Raw genomic sequence first — 24,262 nt, 5'->3', positions numbered from 1 at the left:
CTGTGGCGCTTGGGCTCCGCCATCCATGGCTCCGCACATTTTTGTAAAGCCCTGCCTGCCCCTCGCTTCAGACTTTAGTGCGCGCCGAATCCTCGTCTGATCTCCGTCTGAACTTAAAGCGAATCAAGGCCTTTGATCAAGGCGTTATTCTGGTCGCTGGTGCCAATAGTGATTCGCAGAAAATCGCTGATCCGCGGTTTGTTGAAATGCCGCACGATAACGCCCTGCTCTCTCAGCTTGGCTGCGACATCCGAACCTTCATGATCCGGATGACGAGCAAACACGAAGTTTGCCTTGGACGGCAACACCTCAAAGCCGAGCCTTTCAAGTTCCTCGGTTACCCTCTTCCGCTCGCGGATAACGCCGTTGCAGGAGTCTTCAAACCACTGTTTGTCTTCAAAGGCAGCAACCGCTCCGGCCAAGGCCAGACGGTCCAGCGGGTAGGAGTTAAAGCTGTCTTTTACACGGTTCAGAGCCTCGATCAGCTCTTCGTTACCCACGGCAAAGCCAACACGCAGGCCAGCCAGTGAACGGGCCTTGGATAGTGTCTGACAAACCAGGAGGTTCGGATACTGGCTTACCAGGCGAATCGCCGTGTCGCCGCCGAAGTCCACATAGGCTTCGTCTACCACCACCACGCTGTCCGGGTTGGCTTGCAGGATTTCTTCCACGTGTTGCAGGCCCAGGTAACGACCAGTCGGCGCGTTCGGGTTCGGGAAGATGATGCCACCGTTGGGGCGTTTGTAGTCTTCCGGATTGATCTCGAAGCTGTCGGTCAGCGGGATGACCTTGCTTTCGATCTGGTAGAGACCGCAGTACACCGGGTAGAAGCTGTAGGAAATATCCGGAAACAGGATCGGTTTGTCATGCTTCAAAAGGCCCTGAAAAATGTGCGCCAGAACTTCATCGGAGCCGTTACCAACGAAGACCTGGTTGGCTTCGATGCCAAAGTCGACGTGGTAAGACGCTATCGCCTCCTTCAGAGCCAGCCCTTCAGGGTCCGGATACAGGCGAAGATTATCATTGAGCTCTTTCTGAATGGCCTCGATCACCTTCGGGGAGGGGCCGAAAGGGTTTTCGTTGGTGTTCAGCTTCACCAGGTTGGCCATTTTCGGTTGTTCGCCCGGCACGTATGGCTGCAACTCGCTGACCAGTGGGCTCCAGTATCTACTCATATCTCTTGAACTCCAGAATGGTGCAGGAATCAGTCAGTCTTTTATACGGTACTCAGCAGAACGAGCATGGGCAGTAAGACCCTCACCGCGCGCCAACACAGAAGCCACACGGCCCATGCGGTCAGCGCCTTCCGGAGTAAAACCGATCAGGGACGATCGTTTTTGAAAATCGTAAACACCCAGCGGCGAGCTGAACCGGGCGGTACCGCTGGTGGGCAACACATGGTTCGGGCCGGCGCAGTAGTCGCCAAGAGCTTCTGCTGTGTAACGCCCCATGAAGATCGCGCCGGCGTGGCAGATGTCGTCCAGCATGGCTTTCGGGTCTTCCACCGACAGCTCCAGGTGCTCTGGTGCAATGCGGTTGGAAACCTCGGCAGCTTCTTTCAGGTCAGCCACTTTGATCAGCGCACCGCGGCTCAGCATAGACGTACGAATGATGTCTTCGCGCTCCATGGTCGGCAATAACTTGTTGATACTGGCTTCCACCGCATCCAGGAAATCCGCATCCGGGCTCACCAGAATACTCTGGGCCTGCTCGTCGTGCTCAGCCTGGGAGAACAGGTCCATGGCAATCCAGTCCGGGTCGGTTTTGCCATCGCAGATCACCAGGATCTCAGACGGCCCGGCGATCATATCGATACCGACCACGCCGAACACTTCCCGCTTGGCCGTGGCAACGAAAATATTCCCCGGGCCGACAATCTTGTCGACCGCCGGCACAGTTTCCGTCCCATAAGCCAGTGCAGCAACAGCCTGAGCACCACCCAGCGCGAACACACGATCAACACCCGCAATCGCTGCGGCGGCCAGAACCATATCGTTCACCACACCATCCGGCGTCGGCACCACCATAATCAACTCACCCACCCCTGCCACCTTGGCAGGAATCGCATTCATCAATACCGAAGACGGATACGCCGCCTTACCACCCGGCACATACAGACCGGCGCGATCCAGCGGCGTCACCTTCTGCCCCAAAATCGTTCCGTCTTCATCCTGATACTGCCAGGACTTCTGATTCTGCCGCTCATGGTAATCACGAATACGTTCAGCGGCTTTCTCAAGCCCCTCGCGCTGATCTTGAGGAATCTTCACCAACGCCGCCTGCAACCGATCCTGCCCGATCTCCAACTCAGCCATGGAACCAACCGTCAGGCGATCAAACTTCTCAGTAAATTCCAGAACCGCCGCATCACCGCGGGTCTTCACCTCATGCAGGATATGACGCACCGACTCGTTCACCTGATGATCCACACTGTCATCCCACGCCAACAGCTTGGCCAGCGCACTATCAAAGTCGCCCTGGGTGGTGTTTAGTCTGGTGATTCTGTCGTTCATCTCTTTAATCCTGCGTTGGATTGAATACTAATTTCTGCCGGATTACCCGCCAGCAAACCGGGAAATGCAAAGCAGAACTCTAGGGCTTCCAAACTCCTAAGTACGCGGAAGCCATCGGGTTGGCCCTTCCAAAAATGTGCGGAGCCATGGATGGCGGAACCCAAGCGTCACAAGGACGTGCCGAAGGAGCGTTTTTTGGAAGGGCCAACCCGATGGGTGACACACTCCCCAACTATAAGGAAGCCTTACTCAGATGCAGAGCGCCGGCGCTCAACGGCAACCGCCATCTTCTCGATAATGGGATTAATCTGCCCATGCTTCATCTTCATAGAAGCCCGATTCACCACCAACCGGCTACTGATGTAATCAATCAACTCCCTAGGCTCCAAACCATTCGCCTTAAGAGTGTTGCCGGTATCAACGATATCCACGATCTCATCGGCCAGATCCAGAATCGGCGCCAGCTCCATCGCACCATACAGCTTGATGATATCCGCCTGCCGGCCCTGTGATGCATAGTAGCGCCTGGCAAGATTTACGAACTTCGTCGCCACCCGGATGCGCCCGGTCGGGGGCTGCTCGCCCTTCTTGCCTGCCGTCATTAGCCGGCAACGGGATATATTCAGATCCAGCGGCTCATACAACCCTTCCCCGCCGTGTTCCATCAGAACATCCTTGCCCGTAACCCCAAGATCCGCCGCCCCGTACTGAACATAGGTCGGCACATCCGTCGCACGAATAATCAGAATCCGAACGTTCGGATCTGTGGTCGGGAACACCAGCTTGCGGGACTTTTTCACATCATCTACCAATTCAATGCCGGCTTCAGCCAACAGCGGCAGAGTCTCTTCAAGGATTCGTCCCTTCGACAAGGCGATGGTGATGGAATCTGTCATGGGTCTTTCCGGGTTCCCGTTGATGATTGATCAGGCCGGCAAGCGGCGAATACTTCCGCCCAGCAGCTGCAGTTTTTCTTCGATACACTCATAACCGCGATCAATATGGTAAATGCGGTCAACAATGGTATCGCCCTCGGCAACCAGGCCAGCAATAACCAGGCTGGCAGACGCACGAAGGTCCGTCGCCATCACCGGTGCACCGGTCAGATGATCCACACCCTTGATGATCGCTGCGTTGCCCTCCAGGGTAATATCCGCGCCCATGCGGATCAGCTCCTGCAGGTGCATGAAGCGGTTTTCAAACACCGTCTCGACAATGGTTCCGGTGCCTTCCGCCACGGCATTCATAGCGGCAAATTGTGCCTGCATGTCGGTTGGGAACGCAGGGTAAGGAGCAGTCCGGATATTCACCGCCTTCGGGCGCTTACCCTTCATGTCCAGCTCAATCCAGTCCGGGCCGGTCGTGATGTGGGCACCCGCCTCTTCCAGCTTGAGCAGAACCGCTTCCAGTAAATCTTCGCGAGTATCCTTCAGCTTTACCCGGCCGCCCGTAGCAGCGGCAGCCACCAGATAGGTCCCAGTCTCGATACGATCAGGCAGCACGTTGTAGTGGCAACCGTGCAAGCGCTCCACGCCGTTAATTTCAATGGTAGCCGTGCCGTGGCCCTTGATGTCTGCGCCCATGGCAATCAGGCATTCCGCCAGGTCGACCACTTCCGGTTCACGGGCAGCGTTTTCCAGAATGGTTTTACCATCCGCCAGCGTGGCCGCCATCAACAGATTCTCGGTACCGGTCACCGTCACCGTATCCATGAAGATGTGCGCACCTTTCAGGCGGCCATTGGTTTTTGCTTTGATGTAACCATTCTCAACCTTGATTTCCGCACCCATCAGTTCAAGACCGTGAATGTGCAGGTTGACCGGACGAGTACCAATGGCACAGCCACCCGGCAGCGACACTTCCGCCTCACCAAAATGCGCGACCAACGGACCAAGCACCAGGATGGAGGCCCGCATGGTTTTCACCAGTTCATAGGGCGCATGGAAGTGCTCGATGGTGTTGGCGTGTACTTCAACACTCATTTTTTCATCAATCAGCAATTCAACACCCATGCGGCCCAACAGCTCGATCATGGTGGTCACGTCATTCAAGTGCGGCAGGTTGCCTACGGTGACCGGCTCATCCGCCAGCAGCGTAGCAGCCAGAATCGGCAAGGCTGCGTTTTTTGCACCGGAAATGCGAATTTCGCCGTCAAGGGGTTTACGACCCCTGATCAGAAGTTTATCCACGATTATTATCCTGTTCTGTTCAGGCGCTGGCCTGCCGCTCGGCCCACTCGCTCGGAGTGAAGGCTTTCGGGTGAAGAGCGTGAATGGTGCCGTCCATAACGTGCTGGAACAGTACCTTGTTGATCATCTGCTGCCGCTTGATGGTAGGCAGGCCTTCAAATACGTCACCCACGGCAACCACCATATAGTGGTTGCCGTCAACCTGTACCTGAACCTCGCAACCGGGCAGGGCCTCTTTGACAAGTTCGGTAACCTGGGCGGCATCCATAGGAAATCCTCAGCTGTATTGAAATCAGGAGCCGAATTGTAACCAATTCCCGGGCGCCGGTCAGCTATGTCTGGCAAATCCGGGGAGTTGGTGCTCCAGGTTGCTGAGCGCAGCAAGAGAACGTAATCGGTCACTGGCGCCTTCGAACGAGAGCGCCTGCTGTTGAGACAGGGCCAGCCTTTGCCAGCACATCAACATGGAAAGCACAACGCTGTTGGCTGCGGCCAGCCCGGAAAGGTCAACCGTCAACGAGGCCTTCGCCTCGTTGATCAGCTTCTCGCCCTGCTTGCGCAACGGCATGACTGTGACAGCATCAACGTCACCTGTCACACGTAGTGACCCACCTTCGAGAGTGGCAGTCGGGGAAGCGCTCTTCATGAACGGTCGACATCCTCTTCAAGGTTCAGCGATTTCACCGCATCGCTCCAGCCATCAATAACCACCTGAACCTGACCGCGGCTTTCCTCCATCTCCTGGGCAAAACGATCCCGGAAAGCGAGGCCAATATTGACCCCCTCAACGATGACGTTTTCCATCAACCAACGACCTTCGCCGTTTTTGTACATGGAATAGGTCACCGGATAGCGGTTGCCAGCGGCGCTGACCACTTCCAGCTGTACGGAGGCCCGATCCTGATTTTCCGGCAGAATGACGGCCTCCAATACGGAAATCTCGAAGTTATCCGCAGTTACCAACGCTTTTGCGTAGCTATCGAACAGGCTGCGCTTGAACTTCTCGACAAACTCATCACGCTGCTCCGGAGAGGTCTGCCGGGCATAACGCCCCATCACCCGGGCCGCTATGCGGCGAAAGTCGACAAAATCATCAAGGGCTTCATCCATGCTGGTATAGAAAGCTTCCGGATCCTTTTCGTAAAGACCTTTTTCTTCATTCAGTTTCTGGACAAGTTTTTGAGTATTTTCATCCACATACTGCCTCAGATCTTCTTCAGCACCGGCAGCCTGGGCCTGCCCTGCAGCCAGGACAAAAACCGCGAAAACCGCAAACAGTCGTTGTGTTAAACCAAACATTGCATTCTCCCGTGAGAGCTCGGCGTCAGCGGCCAGAAGCGAAATTGCTGATCAACCGTTCCAGATTCATGGCGGACTGGGTGGAATAGAAGGTGTCGCCCTCATTAAGCGATTCCATATCGCCACCGATGGATATATCAATGTACTGCTCGCCCAGCAATCCGGATGTACGTATTACTGCAGCACTGTCCGACGGAATGTTGTCCACATCGGCATGAATAGACATGGCCACCCTGGCCTGGAACGTTTGCTTGTCGAGACTGATGGACTCGATCGTACCGACCGTCACACCCGCCATCGACACCTTTCCTCTCGGGGTCAGACCACCGGTGTCATTGAAATTCGCGTAAAGCGTATAGGTGGCCGTAGCCGCCTTCGGTGACAGCCCGCTGACCTGCAACGCCAGGAATAGCAAGGCGATCAACCCGGCAATCATGAAAAAGCCTACAACAATTTCTGTGGTTCTCTGCGCCATAACAGGCTCCCGGAATCCTTGATTAAAAATCGCCAAACATAACAGCGGTCAGTACAAAATCGAGACCGAGCACTGCCAGTGATGAGTACACAACCGTTTTGGTGGTTGCAGAGCTGATGCCCGCCGAGGTGGGCACGCAGTCATAGCCCTGGTAAACCGCAATCCAGGCGCAGACAAACCCGAATACCACGCTTTTGATAAAGCCGTTCAGCACGTCGTCGACAAAATCCACAGACGACTGCATGTTGCCCCAGAAGGAACCTTCAAACACACCCAGCCATTCCACACCGACCAGCATGCCTCCCCAAATACCGACCACGGAAAAGATCATGGCGAGCACGGGCATTGCGATAAAGCCTGCCCATAGCCTGGGGGCAATAACCCTGCGCAGCGGGTCAACGCCCATCATTTCCATGCTCGACAACTGTTCTGTAGCTTTCATCAGGCCGATTTCTGCCGTCAGCGCCGAACCCGCTCGACCCGCGAACAGCAGGGCAGTCACCACCGGACCCAGCTCTCGCACCAGAGTCAGCGCTATCATCTGGCCAATCGCGGCCTCAGATCCGTAATCACTGAGAATGGTATAGCCCTGAAGCCCCAGAACCATACCGATAAACAAGCCGGAGACCACGACGATGGCCAGCGAAAGCACGCCCACCGAATAGACCTGCTTGACCAGCAGTGGAAAACCGGTCGCCGGTTTTGGCACTCCGGCCAGAACGCCGGCCAGAAACTGTGTTGCGCGTCCCAGCGAGCCGACCACCTCAAGACTACTGCGGCCCAGCGACGCAATACGATCGATCATGACGCCTCTCCATTGGTACCAAAGTCCGCGCCCGGGTCTGCGGCAGGGTAATGAAACGGTACCGGGCCATCAGGCTGGCCATTCAGGAACTGTTGCACTTGCTCCGAGGGGTGTTCGCGCAGCTCTTCCGGTGTGCCCTCACCGATCACCTTGCCGTCGGCAATAATACAGGCGTAATGACAGATACTCAGGGATTCCGGCACATCGTGGGAAACCAGCACGCTGGTAAGCCCCACCGAACTGTTGAGATCACGAATCAGTTTGACGAGCACCCCCATGGCGATCGGGTCCTGACCAGCAAACGGCTCATCGTACATAATCAGTTCAGGGTCCAGCGCGATACTGCGGGCTAGCGCCACACGACGCGTCATGCCGCCGGAGAGCTCCGAAGGCATCAAATCACGGGCACCCCGGAGGCCTACCGCCTCCAGCTTCATGAGCACGATATCGCGAATCATGTCTTCCGGCAGCGCCGTGTGTACGCGCAACGGAAACGCTACGTTCTCGTAAACGCTGATGTCCGTGAACAGCGCCCCACTCTGGAACAGCATGCCCACCTTTTCCCGCAGCCGGTACAAATCCTTGCGCTTGAGCCTGGGAACTTCATGACCAGCCACCGTCACCTGCCCGGAATCGGGCCTGAGCTGGCCGCCGATCAACCGGAGCAGCGTGGTCTTTCCCGTACCACTGGGCCCCATAATCGCGGTGATTTTTCCTTCCGGGATATCCAGGGTAACACCGTCGAAAATGCGCCGGCCGGAGCGGGAAAACACCACATCCTTCAGCGTTATGTATGCAGATGACTCCATAATCCATCCTTTTCAAGGAGCGCCTACATTAAGTTAAGCGCAAGCAGAGCTCAATCACAGGACGTTAAAATGTCCTGATGGCAATGTTCAGTTTCCCTGAACGTTGGCAGCCCTGCCGCTTATAAATGATATACTCCTCGCCACAGTCATCCGATCCCCCAGCGGGACCGGGTTAACCAGACCGACCGAGCATATAAGCCAGCCGAGATGACAGACTCAAACTCTTCAGATTCCCGGGATTACCGCAGCTCAGCCGTTCGGGCCATCCGGATTGAACGGGAAGCCATCGAAGCACTCGAACACCGCATCAACGGTGACTTCACTCGCGCCTGCGAGGTCATCATGGCCTGCAAGGGCCGGGTGGTCGTCACGGGCATGGGCAAGTCCGGCCACATCGGCAATAAAATAGCAGCAACTCTGGCCAGCACCGGCACGCCGTCATTTTTCGTGCACCCCGGCGAGGCCAGCCACGGCGACCTCGGGATGATTACCCCCCAGGACGTTGTCATTGCTATTTCCAACAGCGGCAGCACCAGCGAAGTGGTCACCATTCTGCCCCTGATCAAGCGGATGGGCGCCCCGCTGATCAGCATGACGGGCAACCCGGACTCCGTGCTGGCAAAGGAAGCCGTGGCCAATCTTGACGTCAGCGTCGCCAGTGAAGCCTGCCCACTGGGCCTGGCACCCACGTCCAGCACAACCGCCACGCTGGTCATGGGTGACGCTCTGGCAGTCGCCCTGCTGGAAGCTCGCGGATTCAGTGCCGAAGATTTCGCATTCTCCCACCCGGGTGGCAGCCTTGGCCGGCGGTTACTGCTGCGGGTTTCAGATATCATGCACACCGGGGATGAAATCCCTCAGGTTATGGAAAGTGCCACCCTCAGCGATGCGTTACTGGAAATTACCCGCAAAGGCCTGGGCATGACCACGGTGGTCAATGCTGTAGGGGAAATGACCGGCATCTTTACCGATGGCGACCTGCGCCGAACGCTGGACAAGCCCGTTGATGTGCACACCACGACCATCAGCCAGATCATGACTCGTAACGGTAAAACCATCCAGGCGGACCACCTGGCCGCTGAAGCACTGAACCTGATGGACGAACTGAAAATCAACGCCTTGCCGGTTATCGACGGCGACGACAAACTGGTCGGAGCCATCAACATGCACGACTTGCTCCGGGCAGGAGTCATCTGATGTCAGAACTCACCCCACCACACAGCAAAGACTGGGGCGAGGAACTTCTCGCCAAAGCCGGAGCCATCAAGCTGATCGCCTTTGACGTTGACGGCATCATGAGTGACGGCCGGCTTTACTTCAGCGCCAGTGGCGACGAACTGAAAGCCTTCAATATTCTGGATGGCCTGGGGCTGAAACAGCTGATGCAAGCCGGCATAACCGTGGCCGTGATTACCGGCAGGCGCTCTCCGCTTACCGAAAAGCGCATGAACGATCTCGGCATAACCCACCTGATGCAGGGCCGCGAAGACAAGAAAGTTGCGCTGCAGGAACTGGTCGCCAACATGGCCATTTCGCCCGGCCAGATCGCCTACATGGGTGACGACCTTCCAGACCTCCCAGCCCTGCAGTTCGCCGGTCTCGGCATTACAGTACCCAACGGATACTGGCTGGTTCAGCAACAGGCTGACTATTGCACCCAGGCAGCCGGAGGCTGCGGCGCTGTGCGGGAAGTCTGCGACCTCCTACTCTGGTCGCAGGGTCGACTGCACGACACCCTCATCCCCTATCTGGACGCTCAAAAATGATAGCCCGCCTGCTCAACCCCGGTAACGGCAAAGCCTGGGCCAGAATGCTGGCACTGGGGGGCACCTTGGCCGCAACGGTATTTCTGATGTGGCAGAGCGACGAAACCCCGCCCCCCCGGAGCGATGCCGAGGCGCTGCGAGGCCCGGCAGAACCAGACGGCTTTATCGTGCAGGCGGATTACCGCACCTGGGATGAGCAGGGCAACCCGAAGATACGAATGACGAGCCCGAGAATCGAACAGTTCGACAGCCGCAACCTGGCTGCCATGGAACAACCTCGGGCCACCCTTTACGGCGAAGGCGATCCGATGCCGTGGATTATTGAAGCCGATAAAGGTAGCCTGCAGCAAAACAACGAGCTCGTTCATTTGAACGGCAATGTGGTTGTCAGCCGCCAGCTTCAAGGCTCTGAAGCCACACTGAAAACCCAGGCACTGACACTTAACAATGCCGAGCGCACGGTGTACACCGACCAGCCCGTCGTGATGTCGGAGCCGCACGGAACCACTCAGGCGACTGGCATGAAGGCCTGGATAGACGACCGCATACTGGAACTCAATTCCCGCGTGGAAGGGCAATATGAACCCATCAGGTAACCGACTTTTCAGCCCGCTGCTATTGGCAGTTGCTCTGCTATTGGCCGGGCCGGCATCCGCATTCACCCTGGACTCGGATGAGCCGATAAAAGTAAGCGCCGATTCGGCCCGACTGGACGACACAGCAGGCACGGCCATTTATTCCGGGGATGTGGAATTGATGCAAGGGCAGGTTCAGCTGAGCGCCGAACGCGTTGTACTGTACCGGAGCCCGGAAGGCTTGAGACGGATAGAGGCCAGCGGCAGCCCCGCGCATTACCGCCAACCTGCTCGCGAAGGTGAAGGCGTCACCAATGCCCGGGCACTGAACATTACCTGGTCAGCGGAAGAAAACAGACTCACCTTTGAGCGGGAGGCTGTTATAGAGCAAGAAGGCAACATCTTCAGGGGCGACGTCATTCACTACAACACCGTCAATCGCGTGGTCACCGCTGAAGGTGGCAGCTCTGCAGAAAACGGTTCAGGCCGTGTTGAAATGGTGATCCAGCCTCGCAGTTCAGGTCAATCCAGTAACGGGAAAGGTTCTGATGGCAGTTCTCAGGGCCAGTAATCTGGCAAAAAGCTATAAACAGAAGAAAGTGGTTCTGGACGTATCACTGGAGATACGCTCAGGTGAAATTGTCGGTCTTCTTGGGCCCAACGGGGCGGGTAAAACCACCTGCTTTTACATGATTGTGGGGCTGGTGCCGGCAGACCACGGTCGCATCACCATCGACAACCACGACATCACACCCCTGCCCATGCACGGGCGTGCCAGAAAAGGCATCGGTTACCTGCCGCAGGAAGCGTCGGTGTTCCGCAAACTGACCGTGCGCGACAACATCATGGCCATTCTGGAAACCCGTAAGTCCCTGTCGAGGGCAGACCGCGATGCAAAGCTGGAAGAGCTACTGGAAGAGTTTCACATCACCCATATTCGCGACAGCGTAGGTATGGCGTTGTCGGGCGGCGAACGGCGCCGGGTTGAAATTGCCCGGGCACTGGCCATGGAACCCGCATTCATTCTGCTGGACGAACCCTTTGCCGGGGTAGACCCCATATCCGTCAGCGACATCAAACACATTATCCGACACCTTCGCGACAAGGGTATCGGCGTACTGATCACCGACCACAACGTACGGGAAACCCTGGACATTTGCGAGAACGCCTACATCGTTTCCGGGGGTCATATCATTGCCTCAGGCAATGCTGAAGCGATCCTGGCCAACCAGCAGGTCAAGGAAGTGTACCTTGGCGACGAATTCCACCTTTAAGCCGCAAGCAATCTTCCCCTACGCTGGTCCGATTGTGTTGCTGAACGCTAGCAAGTAAACTCGGCAAAGAACTTGCTTAAATTGTTGCTACACAGCCGCAAGTAACCAGCGCGCAACAATTTTTTAAACACGCAGGCAAAGGTTTTTACCAGGATACAGGTACGTTATGGATTTTCAGCCATGGTTATGAAAGCTTCATTACAGCTTAAAATGGGCCAAAGCCTGACCATGACACCCCAGTTGCAGCAAGCCATCCGGCTACTGCAGCTCTCTACCCTGGACCTTCAGCAGGAAATCCAGCAAGCACTGGAATCCAATCCGATGCTGGAAACATCGGAAGACGACGATCACGCCGAAGCGTCAGAAATCGAAGACCGCGACCAAAACAGCCAGAACGACTCGGAACCCTCACAGGAAGACCATTCAGCAGACAGCCCTGCAACCGACTGGGACGAATCTGAGAGTGCCCCGGACTGGTCCTCTGAAAACCAGATGCCAGAGAACATACCCGAGGATCTTCCGGTCGACACGGCCTGGGACGACATCTATCAGTCGGCCCCTGCGCCGGCAAGCAGGGGCGATGACGAAAACGACTCCGACTTCGAAACCCGCAATTCTCCAACCGAAACCTTGCAAGACCACCTGGAGTGGCAGCTCAACCTGACCCCCCTCAGTGATCGGGACAGGGCCATTGCTCACGCCTTGCTGGATGCGGTAGACGTAAGAGGTTACCTGACCTCACCCATCGACGATATCCACGCGGGCTTGCTGGACGAATCAGAAGAAGATCCACTGGAGCTGGATGAAGTAGAAGCCGTGCTGCACCGCCTTCAACACTTCGACCCACCCGGCGTATTCGCCCGGGACCTTCAGGAATGCCTGCTGATCCAGCTGAACCAACTGCCACCGGATACCCCCTGGTTGCGCCAGGCCCGGCTGGTGGTCACCCAGTTCCTGCACTTGTTGGGCAACCGGGATTACGCTCAGCTTCTGCGCCGGAGTCGCCTGAAAGAAGACCAGCTGAAAGAAGTTCTGTCGCTGATTACCAGCCTGAACCCCCGCCCCGGCGATTCCGTAGACAACACCGAAACCGACTACGTGATTCCGGATGTTATCGTGCGCAAACATGAAGGCCGGTGGCGAGTGGAACTCAACCCCGAAATTGCTCCCCGGATTCGCGTCAACGCCAGCTACGCCTCACTGATCCGTCGGGCGGACAGCAGCGCTGACAACACCTACATGCGAGATCAGCTGCAAGAAGCCAAGTGGTTCATCAAAAGCCTGCAAAGCCGCAACGAGACCCTTCTGAAGGTGGCCACCCGTATCGTTGAGTACCAGCAAGGTTTTCTTGACCACGGTGACGAAGCCATGAAACCGCTGATCCTGTCAGATATTGCTCAAGCGGTTGAAATGCACGAGTCCACCATCTCCCGGGTCACCACGCAAAAATACATGCACACCCCCCGGGGTATTTTTGAGCTGAAGTACTTCTTCTCCAGCCATGTAGGCACCGCAGAAGGTGGAGAATGCTCCTCCACCGCCATTCGTGCCATGATCAAAAAGCTGATTGCAGAAGAAACTCCGAAAAAGCCATTGAGCGACAGCAAGATTGCGGCCATGCTAGGAGAACAGGGAATCAATGTGGCCCGGCGAACGGTGGCCAAGTACAGGGAGGCCATGCATATACCTCCCTCGAACGAACGAAAGCGACTGGTTTAATTTATCACCGGGGCAGAACGCACCGGTACTCAGTCCGGCCACACGGCCGGCTCGATGACAACAGGAGACGCCTATGCAACTCAACATTTCAGGCCATCACGTAGAACTGACTCCCGCATTGAAGGATTACGTTACCACCAAGTTTGATAAGCTTGAGCGGCATTTTGACCACATCAGTAACTGTCAGGTGACGCTGGAAGTTGAGAAAGTTCGCCAGATGGCTGAAGCTACCCTCCATGTTATTGGTGGTGAGATTCACGCAAAGGCCGAAAATGAGGATATGTACGCAGCAATCGATGCGCTGGTGGACAAGCTGGACCGCCAGATCCTGAAGCATAAAGAAAAGACAGTAGACCGGATGCACGGTAACGGTTAACGCGCTCAATTCTGCGCGAACCAGACCGGGTGTTTCAATGAGACGCGCTGCGGCAGGTAATACCGGCCGCAGCCTTTTTTTTACGGAAATAAAGTCGATCTATGAGCGACCCAACCCTGACTATCGACAACATTCTGGCCCCGGAACTCACGCTATGCCGTGTTGCGGCGTCCAGTAAAAAGCGTGTTCTGGAGTTCATCGCGGAACAGATTCACCATCAGGATGAAACCCTGAGCGATACAGACATCTTCAACAATCTCGTTTCCCGTGAACGACTGGGCAGCACCGGCATCGGCGAAGGCATTGCCATCCCCCACTGCCGCCTGGACGGCCTCGACAGGGTCATTGGCGTTCTGATGACACTGGCAGAGCCCATCGACTTCGATGCCATTGATAACCAGCCGGTTGACCTGGTTTTCGCGCTTGTCGTGCCTAAAGAGGCGACCAGCGAACACCTGGAATTACTCAGCCAGCTTGCCGAAAAGTTTAACGAAAGCACATTTTGCGAACAGTTGCGCCAATGCCAGGATGCCGACACGCTTTACCGCGCGATGACTGCGAGCAGCCACTGACAGCACGACTGGAAGAGGCACACCAGGGGGAGGAGTAAAGACATGAAGCTAATCATTGTCAGCGGTCGTTCCGGTTCGGGCAAAAGTACAGCGTTGCACGTTCTTGAAGACCTGGGATTCTATTGCATCGACAACCTCCCGATCGGCCTCCTCTTCCCACTCACCCAGGAAGCCACCGCCCAGGAGGCCCCCAACCGGCTGCGCAAGATGGCCGTGAGCATTGACGCCCGCAACCTGTCTGGTGAACTCGCCAATTTCGAGACGATCTACCATCAACTGAAAAACACCGGCGTCGAAGTTGAAATCATCTATCTCGATGCAGACGAGCAGTCGCTGCTTCAGCGCTTCCACGCGACCCGGCGCAAGCACCCGCTCAGTGACGACAACACGTCCCTGCGCGAAGCGATCGCCAGTGAGAAAGCCCTCCTGGAGCCGCTGTCCAAGCTGGCTGACCTTTACATCAATACCACCGGGCTTTCCATGTATGAGCTGCGGGACATGGTCAAGCAACGGGTAGCGGGCCGGAAAGACCAGGAACTGGCCCTGCTGTTCCAGTCGTTTGGTTTCAAACACGGTGTGCCGGTTGATTCCGACTATGTCTTTGATGTGCGCTGCCTGCCCAATCCCTACTGGGACACCAGTTTGCGAAAGTACACGGGCACGGATCAGCCGGTGATTGATTTTCTGGAAAGAGAACCTTTATCAAGGCAGATGGTGGACGACGTCACCCGGTTTCTGGACACCTGGCTGCCATCGTTTGCTGACAGCAACCGAAGCTATATGACCATCTCCATCGGCTGCACCGGCGGCCAACACCGTTCGGTGTATGTGTGCGAGCAATTAAGGCAATATTTCCGGGATAAATACCGCAACGTGCAGGTGCGCCATACCGAGCTGCCGCACTTGCAGGCCCGGGGGGAGATCTGATTCGTCATGATCTGCCGCCCCATCACGATCATCAACAAACTGGGCCTGCATGCCCGAGCAACCGCCAAACTGGTTGCCACAGCGTCCGCCTACGAAAGCAAGGTGCGTATTCGAGGCAAAGGCCGCGAAGTGGATGCCAAAAATATTATGCAGGTGATGATGCTGGCCGCCAGCCAGGGCACCAGCGTAGAGCTGCTGGCCGAGGGCCCGGATGAGCAGCAGGCCATCGACGCGCTGGTCGTATTAATTGATGACTATTTTGGCGAGGGCGGGTAAACCTTCGCCATTCACCTACAACTCTTTCTCACCTGTGTAACCTAACTTCGCTATAATACAAAGGTTTTCTGACCGCAGGTGTTTTCATGTCTGATATTCTGGAAAAAAGTCAGGCCCGCCAGAGGCTTCGCTCGCTCAGTGAGGCCCTGGACAGTGGCGCGCTGAAGCAGGTTGCCCGCATCCTGAACGGCGGCCTGAGCCCCAGTGATATCGCCCACCTGCTGGAATCCTCCCCGCCTCGCCAGCGGGCCTTGCTGTGGAACCTGGTCGACAAACAACTCGAAGGTGAGGTTCTCCAGTACCTCGGGGACGATATCCGAAGCTACTTCCTGAGCCAGCTCAACGCTCAGGAACTGGCCGATATTATCGAAGACTTTGAATCGGACGATCTGGCCGACCTTCTGCAGCAGCTACCGGACACGGTCATCCAGGAAGTTCTGGACACCATGGACGAGCAAGACCGGCAGCGGGTAGAGGAAGTTTTGTCCTACCCGGAAGACACCGCCGGCGGTCTGATGAACACGGACACCATCACGGTGCGCCCGGACATCAGCATAGACGTGGTTCTGCGTTACCTGCGCAGGCACCGTAGCCTGCCACCGATGACCGACAGCTTGATTGTGGTGAACCGACGGGATGAGTTTATCGGCACCCTGTCCATTACCCGGATGCTGGTTTCCAACCCGGCGTCTACGGTCCGGGAGGTAATGGATACCGATATTGAACCCATCCCGGTTACCCTGTCAGACAACAAGGTCGCCACTCTGTTCGAGCGGTACGACCTGATCTCCGCACCGGTTGTGGACGACGCCAACAAACTGCTTGGCCGGATCACCATCGATGACGTGGTCGACGTTATCCGTGAAGACGCTGACCACTCCCTGATGAGCATGGCCGGCCTTGACGAAGATGAAGATACCTTCGCACCGATCATGAAGACCACACGCCGGCGAGCCGTATGGCTAGGCATTAATCTACTCACCGCCTTCACCGCATCGGCCGTGATCGGCCTGTTTGAAGCAACCATCGAAAAAGTGGTTGCCCTGGCGGTGTTGATGCCTATTGTCGCCAGCATGGGCGGCATTGCCGGCAGCCAGACCCTGACCCTGGTGATTCGCGGGATGGCCGTGGGCCAGATCAGTGGTGCGAACGTGGGCTGGCTGCTGAACCGAGAGTTTATGTCCGGGGTGCTGAACGGCATGCTCTGGGCCCTGGTGGTTGCCACTGCCGCCATCGTCTGGTTCCAGGACTGGTTGATCGGTGCAGTAATTGCCGCCGCGCTGGTGATCAACCTGGTCGCTGCCGCCCTGGTGGGGACGGTGTTGCCCCTGTTCCTGAAATCCCGCAACATTGACCCTGCCCTTGCCGGCAGCGTTATTCTGACAACCGTCACGGATGTTGTTGGCTTTATGGCCTTTCTGGGATTGGCCACCCTTTTCTACGCCTGACAGAATCGATAATCACCATGACAGACCAAACCGACGATCAACTCCCGGAATACCTTGGCCCCAGCAAATCCCAGCTGAAGCGGGAGATGCATTCACTGCAGGATCTCGGCAAGCGCATGCTGGATCTGAACGATGAACAGCTGGCCACGCTCCATATCAGTGACACCCTGCACCGGGCTATTATGGAATCACGCCGCATTACTCAACGAGAAGCCCGGCGCCGTCACCTGCAGTACATCGGCAAGGTGATCCGCCAGGAGCATGACCCGGAAGCGATCAGCAAGACCATCGATGCTTTCCATGCAGGCAGCGAGGAGCACACCCGGCGGCACCACCTGGCGGAGCGCTGGCGTGACAAAATGATCACCGAGGGTGACAAGGTGGTTGGCGAGTTTATTGACTACTGCCCGGTGGCAGATGTTCAGCACCTTCGCAATCTGGTACGCAATGCGCGCAAAGAAGTAGAGAAACAGAAAAACACCGGGCAGGCCCGCAAGCTGTTCCGCGCGCTGCGAGAGTGGATAGACGAAGCCGAGCAGTAAACCCAGGCCCGGCTATTACGGCAGGCGCCGGTGCTCCCACACCGGCATGCGTGCTCGCACCTGTCTGAGCTTTTCCTCATCGAGGTTCGCTTGTGCCAGCCCCGGGCCTTCGTCGATTTCCGCAACCACCGCCCCCCAGGGATCACAAATCAGGCTGTGGCCGTAGGTTTTTCTGCGTTCGCTGTTCTGCCCGCCCTGCCCTGCAGCCACGATCCACACCTGGTTTTCAATGGCCCGAGCGCGAATCAAGGCATGCCAGTGCGCATCACCCGTCTGCCAGGTGAATGCACTGGGCAGGCAAACCCAGTCTGCCCCCTGCTCCCGCAGCGCGCGAAACAGCTCGGGGAAGCGAAGGTCATAACACACTGCCAGGCCCAGGCGGCCGGCCGGCGTGTCTACCGTAACCACACGGTCTCCGGGCTCAAAGGTATCGGACTCCCTATACTGGCCGTGGGCGTCGTCAACGGTGGCGTCGAACAAGTGAATCTTGTCATACCGGGCGACCTCACGGCCACTGTCGTCATAAACCAGGCAGCTGGCCCGAACCCGGTCCGGAATACGGGTGCCGTCCGGCCTGTTTGCCAGCGGCATGGAACCACCCACAATCCAAAGCTTGAGCGCTCTGGCCTGCTCTGCGAGAAAGCGGCGTATCACCGGCTCATCGCCGACCTCCTGTGCACCACAGGCCCGCATTTGCCCGGTCGCCAGCACAGCGAAATTCTCCGGAAGCACCGCAATCCGGGCACCCTTATCAGCCGCCTCGCGCATAAGACGCGCCGCTTCTGCCAGGTTTTCACCGATATCGTGCCCGCTGACCATTTGAACTGCTGCAACCTGTGCCATAACCAGACTCCTGAATTACTCGCCCGTATCAAACACGCCCCGCAGCTCAACTTCCGGCTCACTCCAGCTGCCGGTTACGCTGTAGGTGGCACTCGTGAGCTTGCTGAGCGGGTCACCCAGTATTTTATCCAATACGAACAGTGCGCCACCTATCGGCGCGCTCGCACCCATCAGTATGGCAGCCAGGGGCAAATTCTGAGTCACGGGCAACACCATGACCAAGCGCATATTCAGGCTCTCCTCGGCCATATCGGTGGTGCCATTGATCTTGAAGGCCCCGGAAGGGCCAACCAACTGCAATTCCGGGTCCAGTGAAAGCAAGCCGTTGATTATTTGAGCCTTGCCCGAAATGGCATCGAACGCCACGCCACGTTCGTACAGATCGGAGAAATCCAGACGTAACCGTCGCCATAGGGTATCAGTGTTCAAGAGATTAAATATCCGAAACAGCTGGGCTGAATTATTCTGCTCCAGGATAACGCCATCATCCAGCCGCGCACTAACCGTGCCACTGAGCTCACCCAAAGCAAGATCATCCGGGCTGCCCGGCCAGTCAATATCCAGTTCTACAGCTGTTTCAGCATTGTTCATGGGAATGGAGCTTCCGGTTAAGGCTTCGAGATCTTTCAGGGCGCCGCCTGCCAGCTGGCCTTTGAACCGTGTTGTTTCCCGGCTGTCCACCACGCTCCAGGTCATATCGCCAGATAGCACCAACGAACCCAGCCGGCCCTCGATATCGTTCACGTTCAACTGGTGAGGCTGTGGCCGCAGTTTGAATGCCCAACGCCCGGCCGATTCACCCCCCAGGCTTAAATCACCGATTCGGCCATCCACTTTCGGCCAGCCCCCGATGTCCAACTGCCGGAATGCCTCAAGTTGCTCTTCAAGGGTCAGCAACTCCGGCACATCAACCGATTCATCCTGGCCCTGTCGGTTCAACCGGAGAGTCTGCAGATCAACCTGCACAACACCCTCCCCCGTCGGGACAACCACACGACCCACCGCTCTCTCGGAATCGGTGTTGATCACCCAGCGATCGCCCAGATCCAGGGCATTGATGCTGATATCCGTGAGCCGGTGACGGCCGAGATACAGGTGGCCCAATTGCAGATCTACCCCGGACTCCTTCAGGAGCAGATCGAAAGCCAGCCTGCTGGCCCATTCCCCCGTAATTCGCACCCCCTCTGGTATAAAGGGATCCACAAGGGCATTCAGCTGGGTGATATCCGGTGCGGCTTTACCCAGAGGGTCAGGCCAATCCACCGCCAGCCCGCTGAGGTCTGAAGAAAACGAAATGGCGGACGGCCCGTCAGAGCCTACCGTCAGGCCGGCGGTGTATTCCAGCGTGCCATCCAGCCCGAAGGTACGATTGTCCGCCAGCCCCACTTGTTGCAAAAAAGACGGCAACGCCAGCTTCCCGCTCTGCCGAACAGTCAAGGCATCGCCCTGACCGGTTCGGCCAAACCGGACCGCCACCGGCTGCCCCATAAACCGGGCTCGAACCGGCCCGCCAGAAAAGCCATCTTCGGTGTGGTAAGTCAGGTCGGTCGTAATATTGCGCCAACTCAGGCCACTCTCGGGCAGTGTGAATTCGGCACCTTGGGTCTGCACCCTGGCCGTTACAGCGGTCTGCTGATCACCGTCCAGGGGAATATCGATATTCAGCGCGACTTGAAACAAGCCAAGAAACTCCGAATTTGCGACGGCCGCACCTGCCATGTCGCCCAACGGGCTATTTTGCATCCACCAGCTCACCGCATCACCAGACGCCTCGGCTGAGACGTCCACCAACACGCGGGTCGACTCTTCATCACGCCCGGGAACGACGCTCACCCGCGCCGGGTCGACTTCAAGGCCACCTGTGGAACTGCGCTCAAGAGTCACCCGCGTGTCGGCATTTTGCACCTCTACACGGCCGGTTGCGTTTTCAACCAGGGGCCAGCGCTCATCGTAACGAACACGGGCATTGTCAAACTCGTACCACATGGATGAGACAAAGGAGCCAGCCGGCGCTGCGGAATCAATACGGCCATGACCGTAGTATTCGCCGTTACGTATGTCTGCCTGAAGAATGCTGGTGGTCAACCACCGATACAGGCCTTCATCCACGACATGGCCGGGGACAAAGGCCGACAGCATGGCGGCATCACCGTCTTTAACGCCAATGCGCAAGCCAAGGTTGTCTTCGCCGTCCCGGTTCATTCGCAAATCAAAAGCCCCGGTAAGCACAGTACTATCCTGGTAACCAAACCGGATGTCGTCAGCGTAAACCCTGGTAATGGGGCCAGACAGAAGCCAGGAAACACGCCCTGCAACGGAGCGAAACGTCCAGTCTTCCAGGAACAACTGAGGGAAACCCAGGGTGACGGGCGCCCGGGAATCCAGTTCTACCGAGCCGCCACGAGCAGACATCGAAAACGCCCCGTGCAGACCGGTGGCCCCCGGAGAGCCTTGCCAGGCCCGCACACTGAGGTCCCGAATCCGTCCCGACAGCCGGAAATCGCTCGCCTGTTCCGGCAGTATCAGCAGCATGTCGTCGAGGTAACCGGAGGGGCGATAATGCTCCAGCGCCCGGTTCGCCGAATCCGGCAATAACTGCAAATTGCGAACGAGTCGCCGGAGGGGGGCCACCGGCAGGGCATCGGCGACCATCGCCATGCCCGCTTCTTGCGGCTGAATCCTGAAGCTGAAAGGCTGCACGACATCCCCGGCCCATCGCCACTGCAGCTGTTGCAGCATCACGGCCTGGCCCCGCTTCCAGCCGAACCGGGCCTGAATGTCCTCCAGGGGCGCCAATGACTGATGATTCACGCCCAGCTGCAGGTAGGGCGTCTGAACCCGCCCCTGCACCTGGTGCAGTTTACCTTGTTCAAACGTCAGCCAGGCACGCCCGCCAAGATCAAATCCTTCAAGCCGGACACCCCGCCAACTGACATCATCCAACAGGCCGTCAAACAAGCGACCTGAGTCTATATCGAGGTACAACTGACCCGTGAAATCGCCGCGAAAGAAGTGCTGACCTACCAGAGCAAAACTGGCCAACTGAGTGGTGGTACCGCTTTGCATAGCACGGCCAGAGGCCTGAAAAAGACCGCCACGGTAGAGCAAATCCAACTGAGGTATATCGAGATGCCTGAGATGGTTCTTGCCATCGCCAAGCGCCACACTCACCCGGGTGATACGCACCTGCGGGTCTGAAAGCCAGCGACCGGCTATATCGAACCATTTTTGCAGATCGTCACTTACGTTCTGCGGACTTTGCAGCAGGTCTTCCACCGGGCTGGCAAAACCGGTGTCGGCGGGGCGAATATAGGTGAGGGACAGGCCATCGGCTTCAAAATCTTCAAAGACGATTCTGAAGCGCATCAGGGATGACAGAAAATCGAGCCGCAACCGAAGATACTCAAGCTCGGCCACCGCCTCACCGGTCTCAGGGTTAACCGCCGCGATGTCGGTGGCCGTAATGGCAGGGTTGAGCCACTGCCAGGAGGAGGACAGGCGACCAATTGAGACCTCCAGGCCGGTCTGCTCAGACAAAGCCTGCGCGGCACGGCTGGAAAACTGATCGATGTTGGCCGTGAGTTGCCGGCCAAGGCCGGCATAAAGTGCCAGCAGAACCAGAAAAACAAGCAGCGACCACCACACCAGTGAGGCAAGGCCGGCCAATAACTGACCCACCCAGCCACCCGGTGGCGGGGCAGCCTGCACACTGTCCTGATCGCGGCTCGACATACGGTCCGTCAGCTCCCTGGGATACTCCGCTGGTCAGGCGTCAGAGCAAGACCACGTCGTACTGTTCCTGGCTGTAGAAGGGTTCAACCTGGAATCGAATGCTTTTACTGATAAAGGTTTCGAGGTCTGCAACGTTGTCGGATTCCTCATCCAGCAGACGGTCCACCACATTCTGAGAGGCCATAACCAGATAATTCTCAGCCTCATAGGCCCGGTTCACCCGCAGAATTTCCCGGAAAATTTCGTAGCACACGGTTTCGGCGGTTTTCAGAAAGCCGCGGCCATCACAGATCGGGCACGGCTCACACAATACCTGGCCCAGGCTTTCGGTGGTGCGCTTGCGGGTCATTTCTACCAGGCCCAGTTCGGAAACACCGGTAATCTTGGTTTTTGCGTGGTCCCGCTCGAGCATTTTCTCGAGCATGCGGTGCACCTGACGCTGATGCTCCGGGTCTTCCATATCAATAAAATCAATGATGATGATGCCACCAAGATTGCGCAGCCGGAGTTGGCGACTAATAGCCCGAGCCGCCTCAAGGTTCGTCTTGAAGATGGTTTCTTCCAGATTTCGGTGACCAACAAACGCGCCCGTATTGATATCAATCGTGGTCATCGCTTCGGTTTGGTCGATGATTACGTAGCCACCGGATTTGAGCTGAACCTTACGGCTCAGGGCCTTCTGAATTTCATCTTCTACCGAATACAGATCGAAAATTGGCCGCTCACCCGGGTAGTACTCAACTTTATCGGCAAATTCCGTCACGAACTCATGCACGAAGTCCATCACCCGTTGATAGCTTTCCCGGCTGTCGATACGAACTTTCTCTGTTTGCGGGCGAATCAGATCACGAATGGTCCGGATGAACAGCGGCAAATCCTGGTAGACCGCCGCTGGCGCCTGTACTTTGGCAATGCGTTCGTGAATCGACTGGCTGAGCCGATGCAGGTAAGTCATATCGGCAAGCAACTCTTCGGCCTGGGCGCCTTCAGCGGCCGTTCGGATAATGTACCCTCCCTGAACCTCTTCCTGTTCAGTGGCGCCCTCTTCGATCAGCGACTTCAGGCGAGCCCGCTCGTTATCGTCCTCAATACGCTGGGAAATGCCGATATGCCGTACCCCGGGCATAAACACCAGATACCGGGACGGAATGGACAGCTGGGTCGTCAGGCGTGCGCCCTTGGTGCCAATCGGATCCTTGGTTACCTGAACGACAAGGGATTGGCCTTCTCGCAGCAGTGTCCGGATATCCGGTACCACCTTGGGTGTTTCAGGCACGTCGTCTATTGAGGACTGACTGGTAATAACATCAGAGGCATGGATAAAGGCGGCCCGCTCAAGGCCGATATCCACAAAAGCAGCTTCCATGCCCGGCAGCACACGAACCACTTTGCCCCGGTAGATATTGCCCACGATACCCTTGCGGCTGGTGCGCTCAATGTAGGCTTCCTGCAGCATGCCGTTTTCGACCAGTGCTACCCGGGTTTCTACCGGGGTCACGTTAATCAGAATTTCTTCACTCATGCTTGGCTCTCCTTACTGCTCGGCCAGTTCTGCCAGACCGGATGACCAGCCTCCGCCAGCAATCCCGCGGTTTCCTGAAGCGGGAGGCCAACCACGGCGCTGTAACTTCCCTCAAGGGCGCTCACAAAGATACCCCCCAGGCCCTGAATTCCGTATCCGCCTGCCTTGTCCATAGGCTCTCCACTCGCCACGTAGGCCTCAATTTCTTCTGCCCCAAGCACTCGAAAGGTCACATCGGTGACCACCACTTGAGACCGACATTGATCACCCCAGACCAGGGCAACCGCCGTCATCACCTGATGCGTGGCGCCAGATAGCCCATGCAGCATCGCCGCAGCCTGCTGCTCAGACTCGGGCTTACCCAGTATGTTGCCATCCTGAACGACTGACGTGTCTGAGCCAATCACCAAGCTGCCTGGATGCTCTCGCGAGACGGCGAGCGCTTTCTCACAGGCCAGACGATCAACATACCGTTCGGGAGACTCTGCAGGCCAGGGTGTTTCATCAATATCTGCTGGCTGCACCTGAAAATTCAGGCCGATCTGCTTCAGAAGTTCGGACCGGCGTGGCGACGCCGAAGCGAGAATCAGATGGCTCATC

General features: G+C 57.0%; 26 protein-coding genes. 12 read left to right on the top strand and 14 right to left on the bottom strand.

What is annotated here, in order from left to right; genetic code table 11:
- Positions 1 to 113 precede the first annotated feature (113 nt).
- The 10 genes from hisC to QPL95_RS08990 all read right to left on the bottom strand — a co-directional run bounded on the left by hisC (position 114) and on the right by QPL95_RS08990 (position 8,090).
- Positions 114 to 1,175, bottom strand: a complete 1,062-nt coding sequence (hisC, locus tag QPL95_RS09035; RefSeq protein WP_303290655.1) for a histidinol-phosphate transaminase — start codon at positions 1,173 to 1,175, stop codon at positions 114 to 116.
- A 33-nt stretch (positions 1,176 to 1,208) separates the two neighbouring features.
- Positions 1,209 to 2,513 carry a histidinol dehydrogenase gene (gene hisD / locus QPL95_RS09030; protein ID WP_303290654.1) on the bottom strand — a complete coding sequence of 435 codons (1,305 nt, stop codon included), beginning with the start codon at positions 2,511 to 2,513 and terminating at the stop codon, positions 1,209 to 1,211.
- Between the two features lie 245 nt (positions 2,514 to 2,758).
- The gene (gene hisG / locus QPL95_RS09025) at positions 2,759 to 3,409 is read right to left on the bottom strand and encodes an ATP phosphoribosyltransferase (protein WP_303290653.1); all 651 of its coding nucleotides are present in this window, start codon (positions 3,407 to 3,409) and stop codon (positions 2,759 to 2,761) included.
- Positions 3,410 to 3,439: 30 nt separating this feature from the next.
- Positions 3,440 to 4,702 carry a UDP-N-acetylglucosamine 1-carboxyvinyltransferase gene (gene murA, locus QPL95_RS09020; RefSeq protein WP_303290652.1) on the bottom strand — a complete coding sequence of 421 codons (1,263 nt, stop codon included), beginning with the start codon at positions 4,700 to 4,702 and terminating at the stop codon, positions 3,440 to 3,442.
- A 19-nt stretch (positions 4,703 to 4,721) separates the two neighbouring features.
- Positions 4,722 to 4,970, bottom strand: coding sequence for a BolA family protein (locus QPL95_RS09015; RefSeq protein ID WP_303290651.1), 249 nt, complete (start codon positions 4,968 to 4,970; stop codon positions 4,722 to 4,724).
- A 60-nt stretch (positions 4,971 to 5,030) separates the two neighbouring features.
- The gene (locus tag QPL95_RS09010) at positions 5,031 to 5,348 is read right to left on the bottom strand and encodes a lipid asymmetry maintenance protein MlaB (RefSeq protein ID WP_303290650.1); all 318 of its coding nucleotides are present in this window, start codon (positions 5,346 to 5,348) and stop codon (positions 5,031 to 5,033) included.
- Positions 5,345 to 6,001: a phospholipid-binding protein MlaC gene (locus tag QPL95_RS09005; protein WP_303290649.1), complete on the bottom strand. Its 657-nt coding sequence runs from the start codon at positions 5,999 to 6,001 to the stop codon at positions 5,345 to 5,347. Before QPL95_RS09005 ends, QPL95_RS09010 begins: the two co-directional genes overlap by 4 nt.
- 25 nt (positions 6,002 to 6,026) lie before the next feature.
- Positions 6,027 to 6,476, bottom strand: coding sequence for an outer membrane lipid asymmetry maintenance protein MlaD (mlaD, locus tag QPL95_RS09000; RefSeq protein ID WP_303290648.1), 450 nt, complete (start codon positions 6,474 to 6,476; stop codon positions 6,027 to 6,029).
- 22 nt (positions 6,477 to 6,498) lie between these two features.
- Positions 6,499 to 7,281 carry a lipid asymmetry maintenance ABC transporter permease subunit MlaE gene (gene mlaE, locus QPL95_RS08995; protein WP_303290647.1) on the bottom strand — a complete coding sequence of 261 codons (783 nt, stop codon included), beginning with the start codon at positions 7,279 to 7,281 and terminating at the stop codon, positions 6,499 to 6,501.
- Complete coding sequence (locus tag QPL95_RS08990) at positions 7,278 to 8,090, bottom strand: ABC transporter ATP-binding protein (RefSeq protein WP_303290646.1); 813 nt, start codon at positions 8,088 to 8,090, stop codon at positions 7,278 to 7,280. Before QPL95_RS08990 ends, mlaE begins: the two co-directional genes overlap by 4 nt.
- A 207-nt stretch (positions 8,091 to 8,297) precedes the next feature.
- Here QPL95_RS08990 and QPL95_RS08985 point away from each other — a divergent pair, with 207 nt between their 5' ends.
- The 12 genes from QPL95_RS08985 (at position 8,298) to yjgA (ending at position 17,565) form a co-directional block, all read left to right on the top strand.
- Positions 8,298 to 9,287 (top strand): KpsF/GutQ family sugar-phosphate isomerase, encoded by a 990-nt coding sequence (locus tag QPL95_RS08985; protein ID WP_303290645.1) that lies wholly within the window; start codon positions 8,298 to 8,300, stop codon positions 9,285 to 9,287.
- The gene (locus tag QPL95_RS08980) at positions 9,287 to 9,856 is read left to right on the top strand and encodes an HAD family hydrolase (RefSeq protein ID WP_303290644.1); all 570 of its coding nucleotides are present in this window, start codon (positions 9,287 to 9,289) and stop codon (positions 9,854 to 9,856) included. The genes QPL95_RS08985 and QPL95_RS08980 overlap by 1 nt, the downstream gene beginning before the upstream one ends.
- Entirely contained in the window at positions 9,853 to 10,452 is a 600-nt protein-coding gene (gene lptC / locus QPL95_RS08975) for an LPS export ABC transporter periplasmic protein LptC (protein WP_303290643.1), read from the top strand. Before QPL95_RS08980 ends, lptC begins: the two co-directional genes overlap by 4 nt.
- Positions 10,436 to 11,002 (top strand): lipopolysaccharide transport periplasmic protein LptA, encoded by a 567-nt coding sequence (gene lptA, locus QPL95_RS08970; RefSeq protein ID WP_303290642.1) that lies wholly within the window; start codon positions 10,436 to 10,438, stop codon positions 11,000 to 11,002. Before lptC ends, lptA begins: the two co-directional genes overlap by 17 nt.
- Complete coding sequence (gene lptB / locus QPL95_RS08965) at positions 10,980 to 11,705, top strand: LPS export ABC transporter ATP-binding protein (RefSeq protein ID WP_303290641.1); 726 nt, start codon at positions 10,980 to 10,982, stop codon at positions 11,703 to 11,705. The genes lptA and lptB overlap by 23 nt, the downstream gene beginning before the upstream one ends.
- 186 nt (positions 11,706 to 11,891) lie before the next feature.
- Positions 11,892 to 13,424: an RNA polymerase factor sigma-54 gene (locus tag QPL95_RS08960; RefSeq protein ID WP_303290823.1), complete on the top strand. Its 1,533-nt coding sequence runs from the start codon at positions 11,892 to 11,894 to the stop codon at positions 13,422 to 13,424.
- A 73-nt stretch (positions 13,425 to 13,497) separates the two neighbouring features.
- Positions 13,498 to 13,800, top strand: a complete 303-nt coding sequence (gene hpf, locus QPL95_RS08955; protein ID WP_303290640.1) for a ribosome hibernation promoting factor — start codon at positions 13,498 to 13,500, stop codon at positions 13,798 to 13,800.
- A gap of 101 nt (positions 13,801 to 13,901) precedes the next feature.
- The gene (gene ptsN, locus QPL95_RS08950) at positions 13,902 to 14,372 is read left to right on the top strand and encodes a PTS IIA-like nitrogen regulatory protein PtsN (RefSeq protein WP_303290639.1); all 471 of its coding nucleotides are present in this window, start codon (positions 13,902 to 13,904) and stop codon (positions 14,370 to 14,372) included.
- A 42-nt stretch (positions 14,373 to 14,414) separates the two neighbouring features.
- Positions 14,415 to 15,299, top strand: coding sequence for an RNase adapter RapZ (gene rapZ, locus QPL95_RS08945; protein WP_303290638.1), 885 nt, complete (start codon positions 14,415 to 14,417; stop codon positions 15,297 to 15,299).
- A 6-nt stretch (positions 15,300 to 15,305) separates the two neighbouring features.
- Positions 15,306 to 15,575 (top strand): HPr family phosphocarrier protein, encoded by a 270-nt coding sequence (locus QPL95_RS08940; RefSeq protein WP_303290637.1) that lies wholly within the window; start codon positions 15,306 to 15,308, stop codon positions 15,573 to 15,575.
- 86 nt (positions 15,576 to 15,661) lie between these two features.
- Positions 15,662 to 17,023, top strand: coding sequence for a magnesium transporter (gene mgtE / locus QPL95_RS08935; protein WP_303290636.1), 1,362 nt, complete (start codon positions 15,662 to 15,664; stop codon positions 17,021 to 17,023).
- Between the two features lie 17 nt (positions 17,024 to 17,040).
- Positions 17,041 to 17,565 (top strand): ribosome biogenesis factor YjgA, encoded by a 525-nt coding sequence (gene yjgA / locus QPL95_RS08930; RefSeq protein WP_303290635.1) that lies wholly within the window; start codon positions 17,041 to 17,043, stop codon positions 17,563 to 17,565.
- Between the two features lie 15 nt (positions 17,566 to 17,580).
- On the opposite strand, the gene QPL95_RS08925 is transcribed toward yjgA, so the two are convergent.
- Genes QPL95_RS08925 through QPL95_RS08910 form a run of 4 tightly spaced genes read right to left on the bottom strand, consistent with a single transcriptional unit; the run spans position 17,581 to position 24,261 of the window.
- Positions 17,581 to 18,408 (bottom strand): carbon-nitrogen hydrolase family protein, encoded by an 828-nt coding sequence (locus QPL95_RS08925; RefSeq protein WP_303290634.1) that lies wholly within the window; start codon positions 18,406 to 18,408, stop codon positions 17,581 to 17,583.
- A 15-nt stretch (positions 18,409 to 18,423) separates the two neighbouring features.
- Positions 18,424 to 22,140: a YhdP family protein gene (locus tag QPL95_RS08920; RefSeq protein WP_303290633.1), complete on the bottom strand. Its 3,717-nt coding sequence runs from the start codon at positions 22,138 to 22,140 to the stop codon at positions 18,424 to 18,426.
- A gap of 40 nt (positions 22,141 to 22,180) precedes the next feature.
- Positions 22,181 to 23,662, bottom strand: a complete 1,482-nt coding sequence (gene rng, locus QPL95_RS08915) for a ribonuclease G (protein ID WP_303290632.1) — start codon at positions 23,660 to 23,662, stop codon at positions 22,181 to 22,183.
- The gene (locus QPL95_RS08910) at positions 23,659 to 24,261 is read right to left on the bottom strand and encodes a nucleoside triphosphate pyrophosphatase (RefSeq protein ID WP_303290631.1); all 603 of its coding nucleotides are present in this window, start codon (positions 24,259 to 24,261) and stop codon (positions 23,659 to 23,661) included. Before QPL95_RS08910 ends, rng begins: the two co-directional genes overlap by 4 nt.
- Position 24,262: the final 1 nt, after the last annotated feature.

Source organism: Marinobacter sp. SS5-14b (assembly GCF_030541005.1).
In the GTDB taxonomy this organism is placed as follows: domain Bacteria; phylum Pseudomonadota; class Gammaproteobacteria; order Pseudomonadales; family Oleiphilaceae; genus Marinobacter.
Note: the sequence above shows the minus strand (reverse complement) of the source record. Positions and strands in the feature narration are given on the sequence as shown.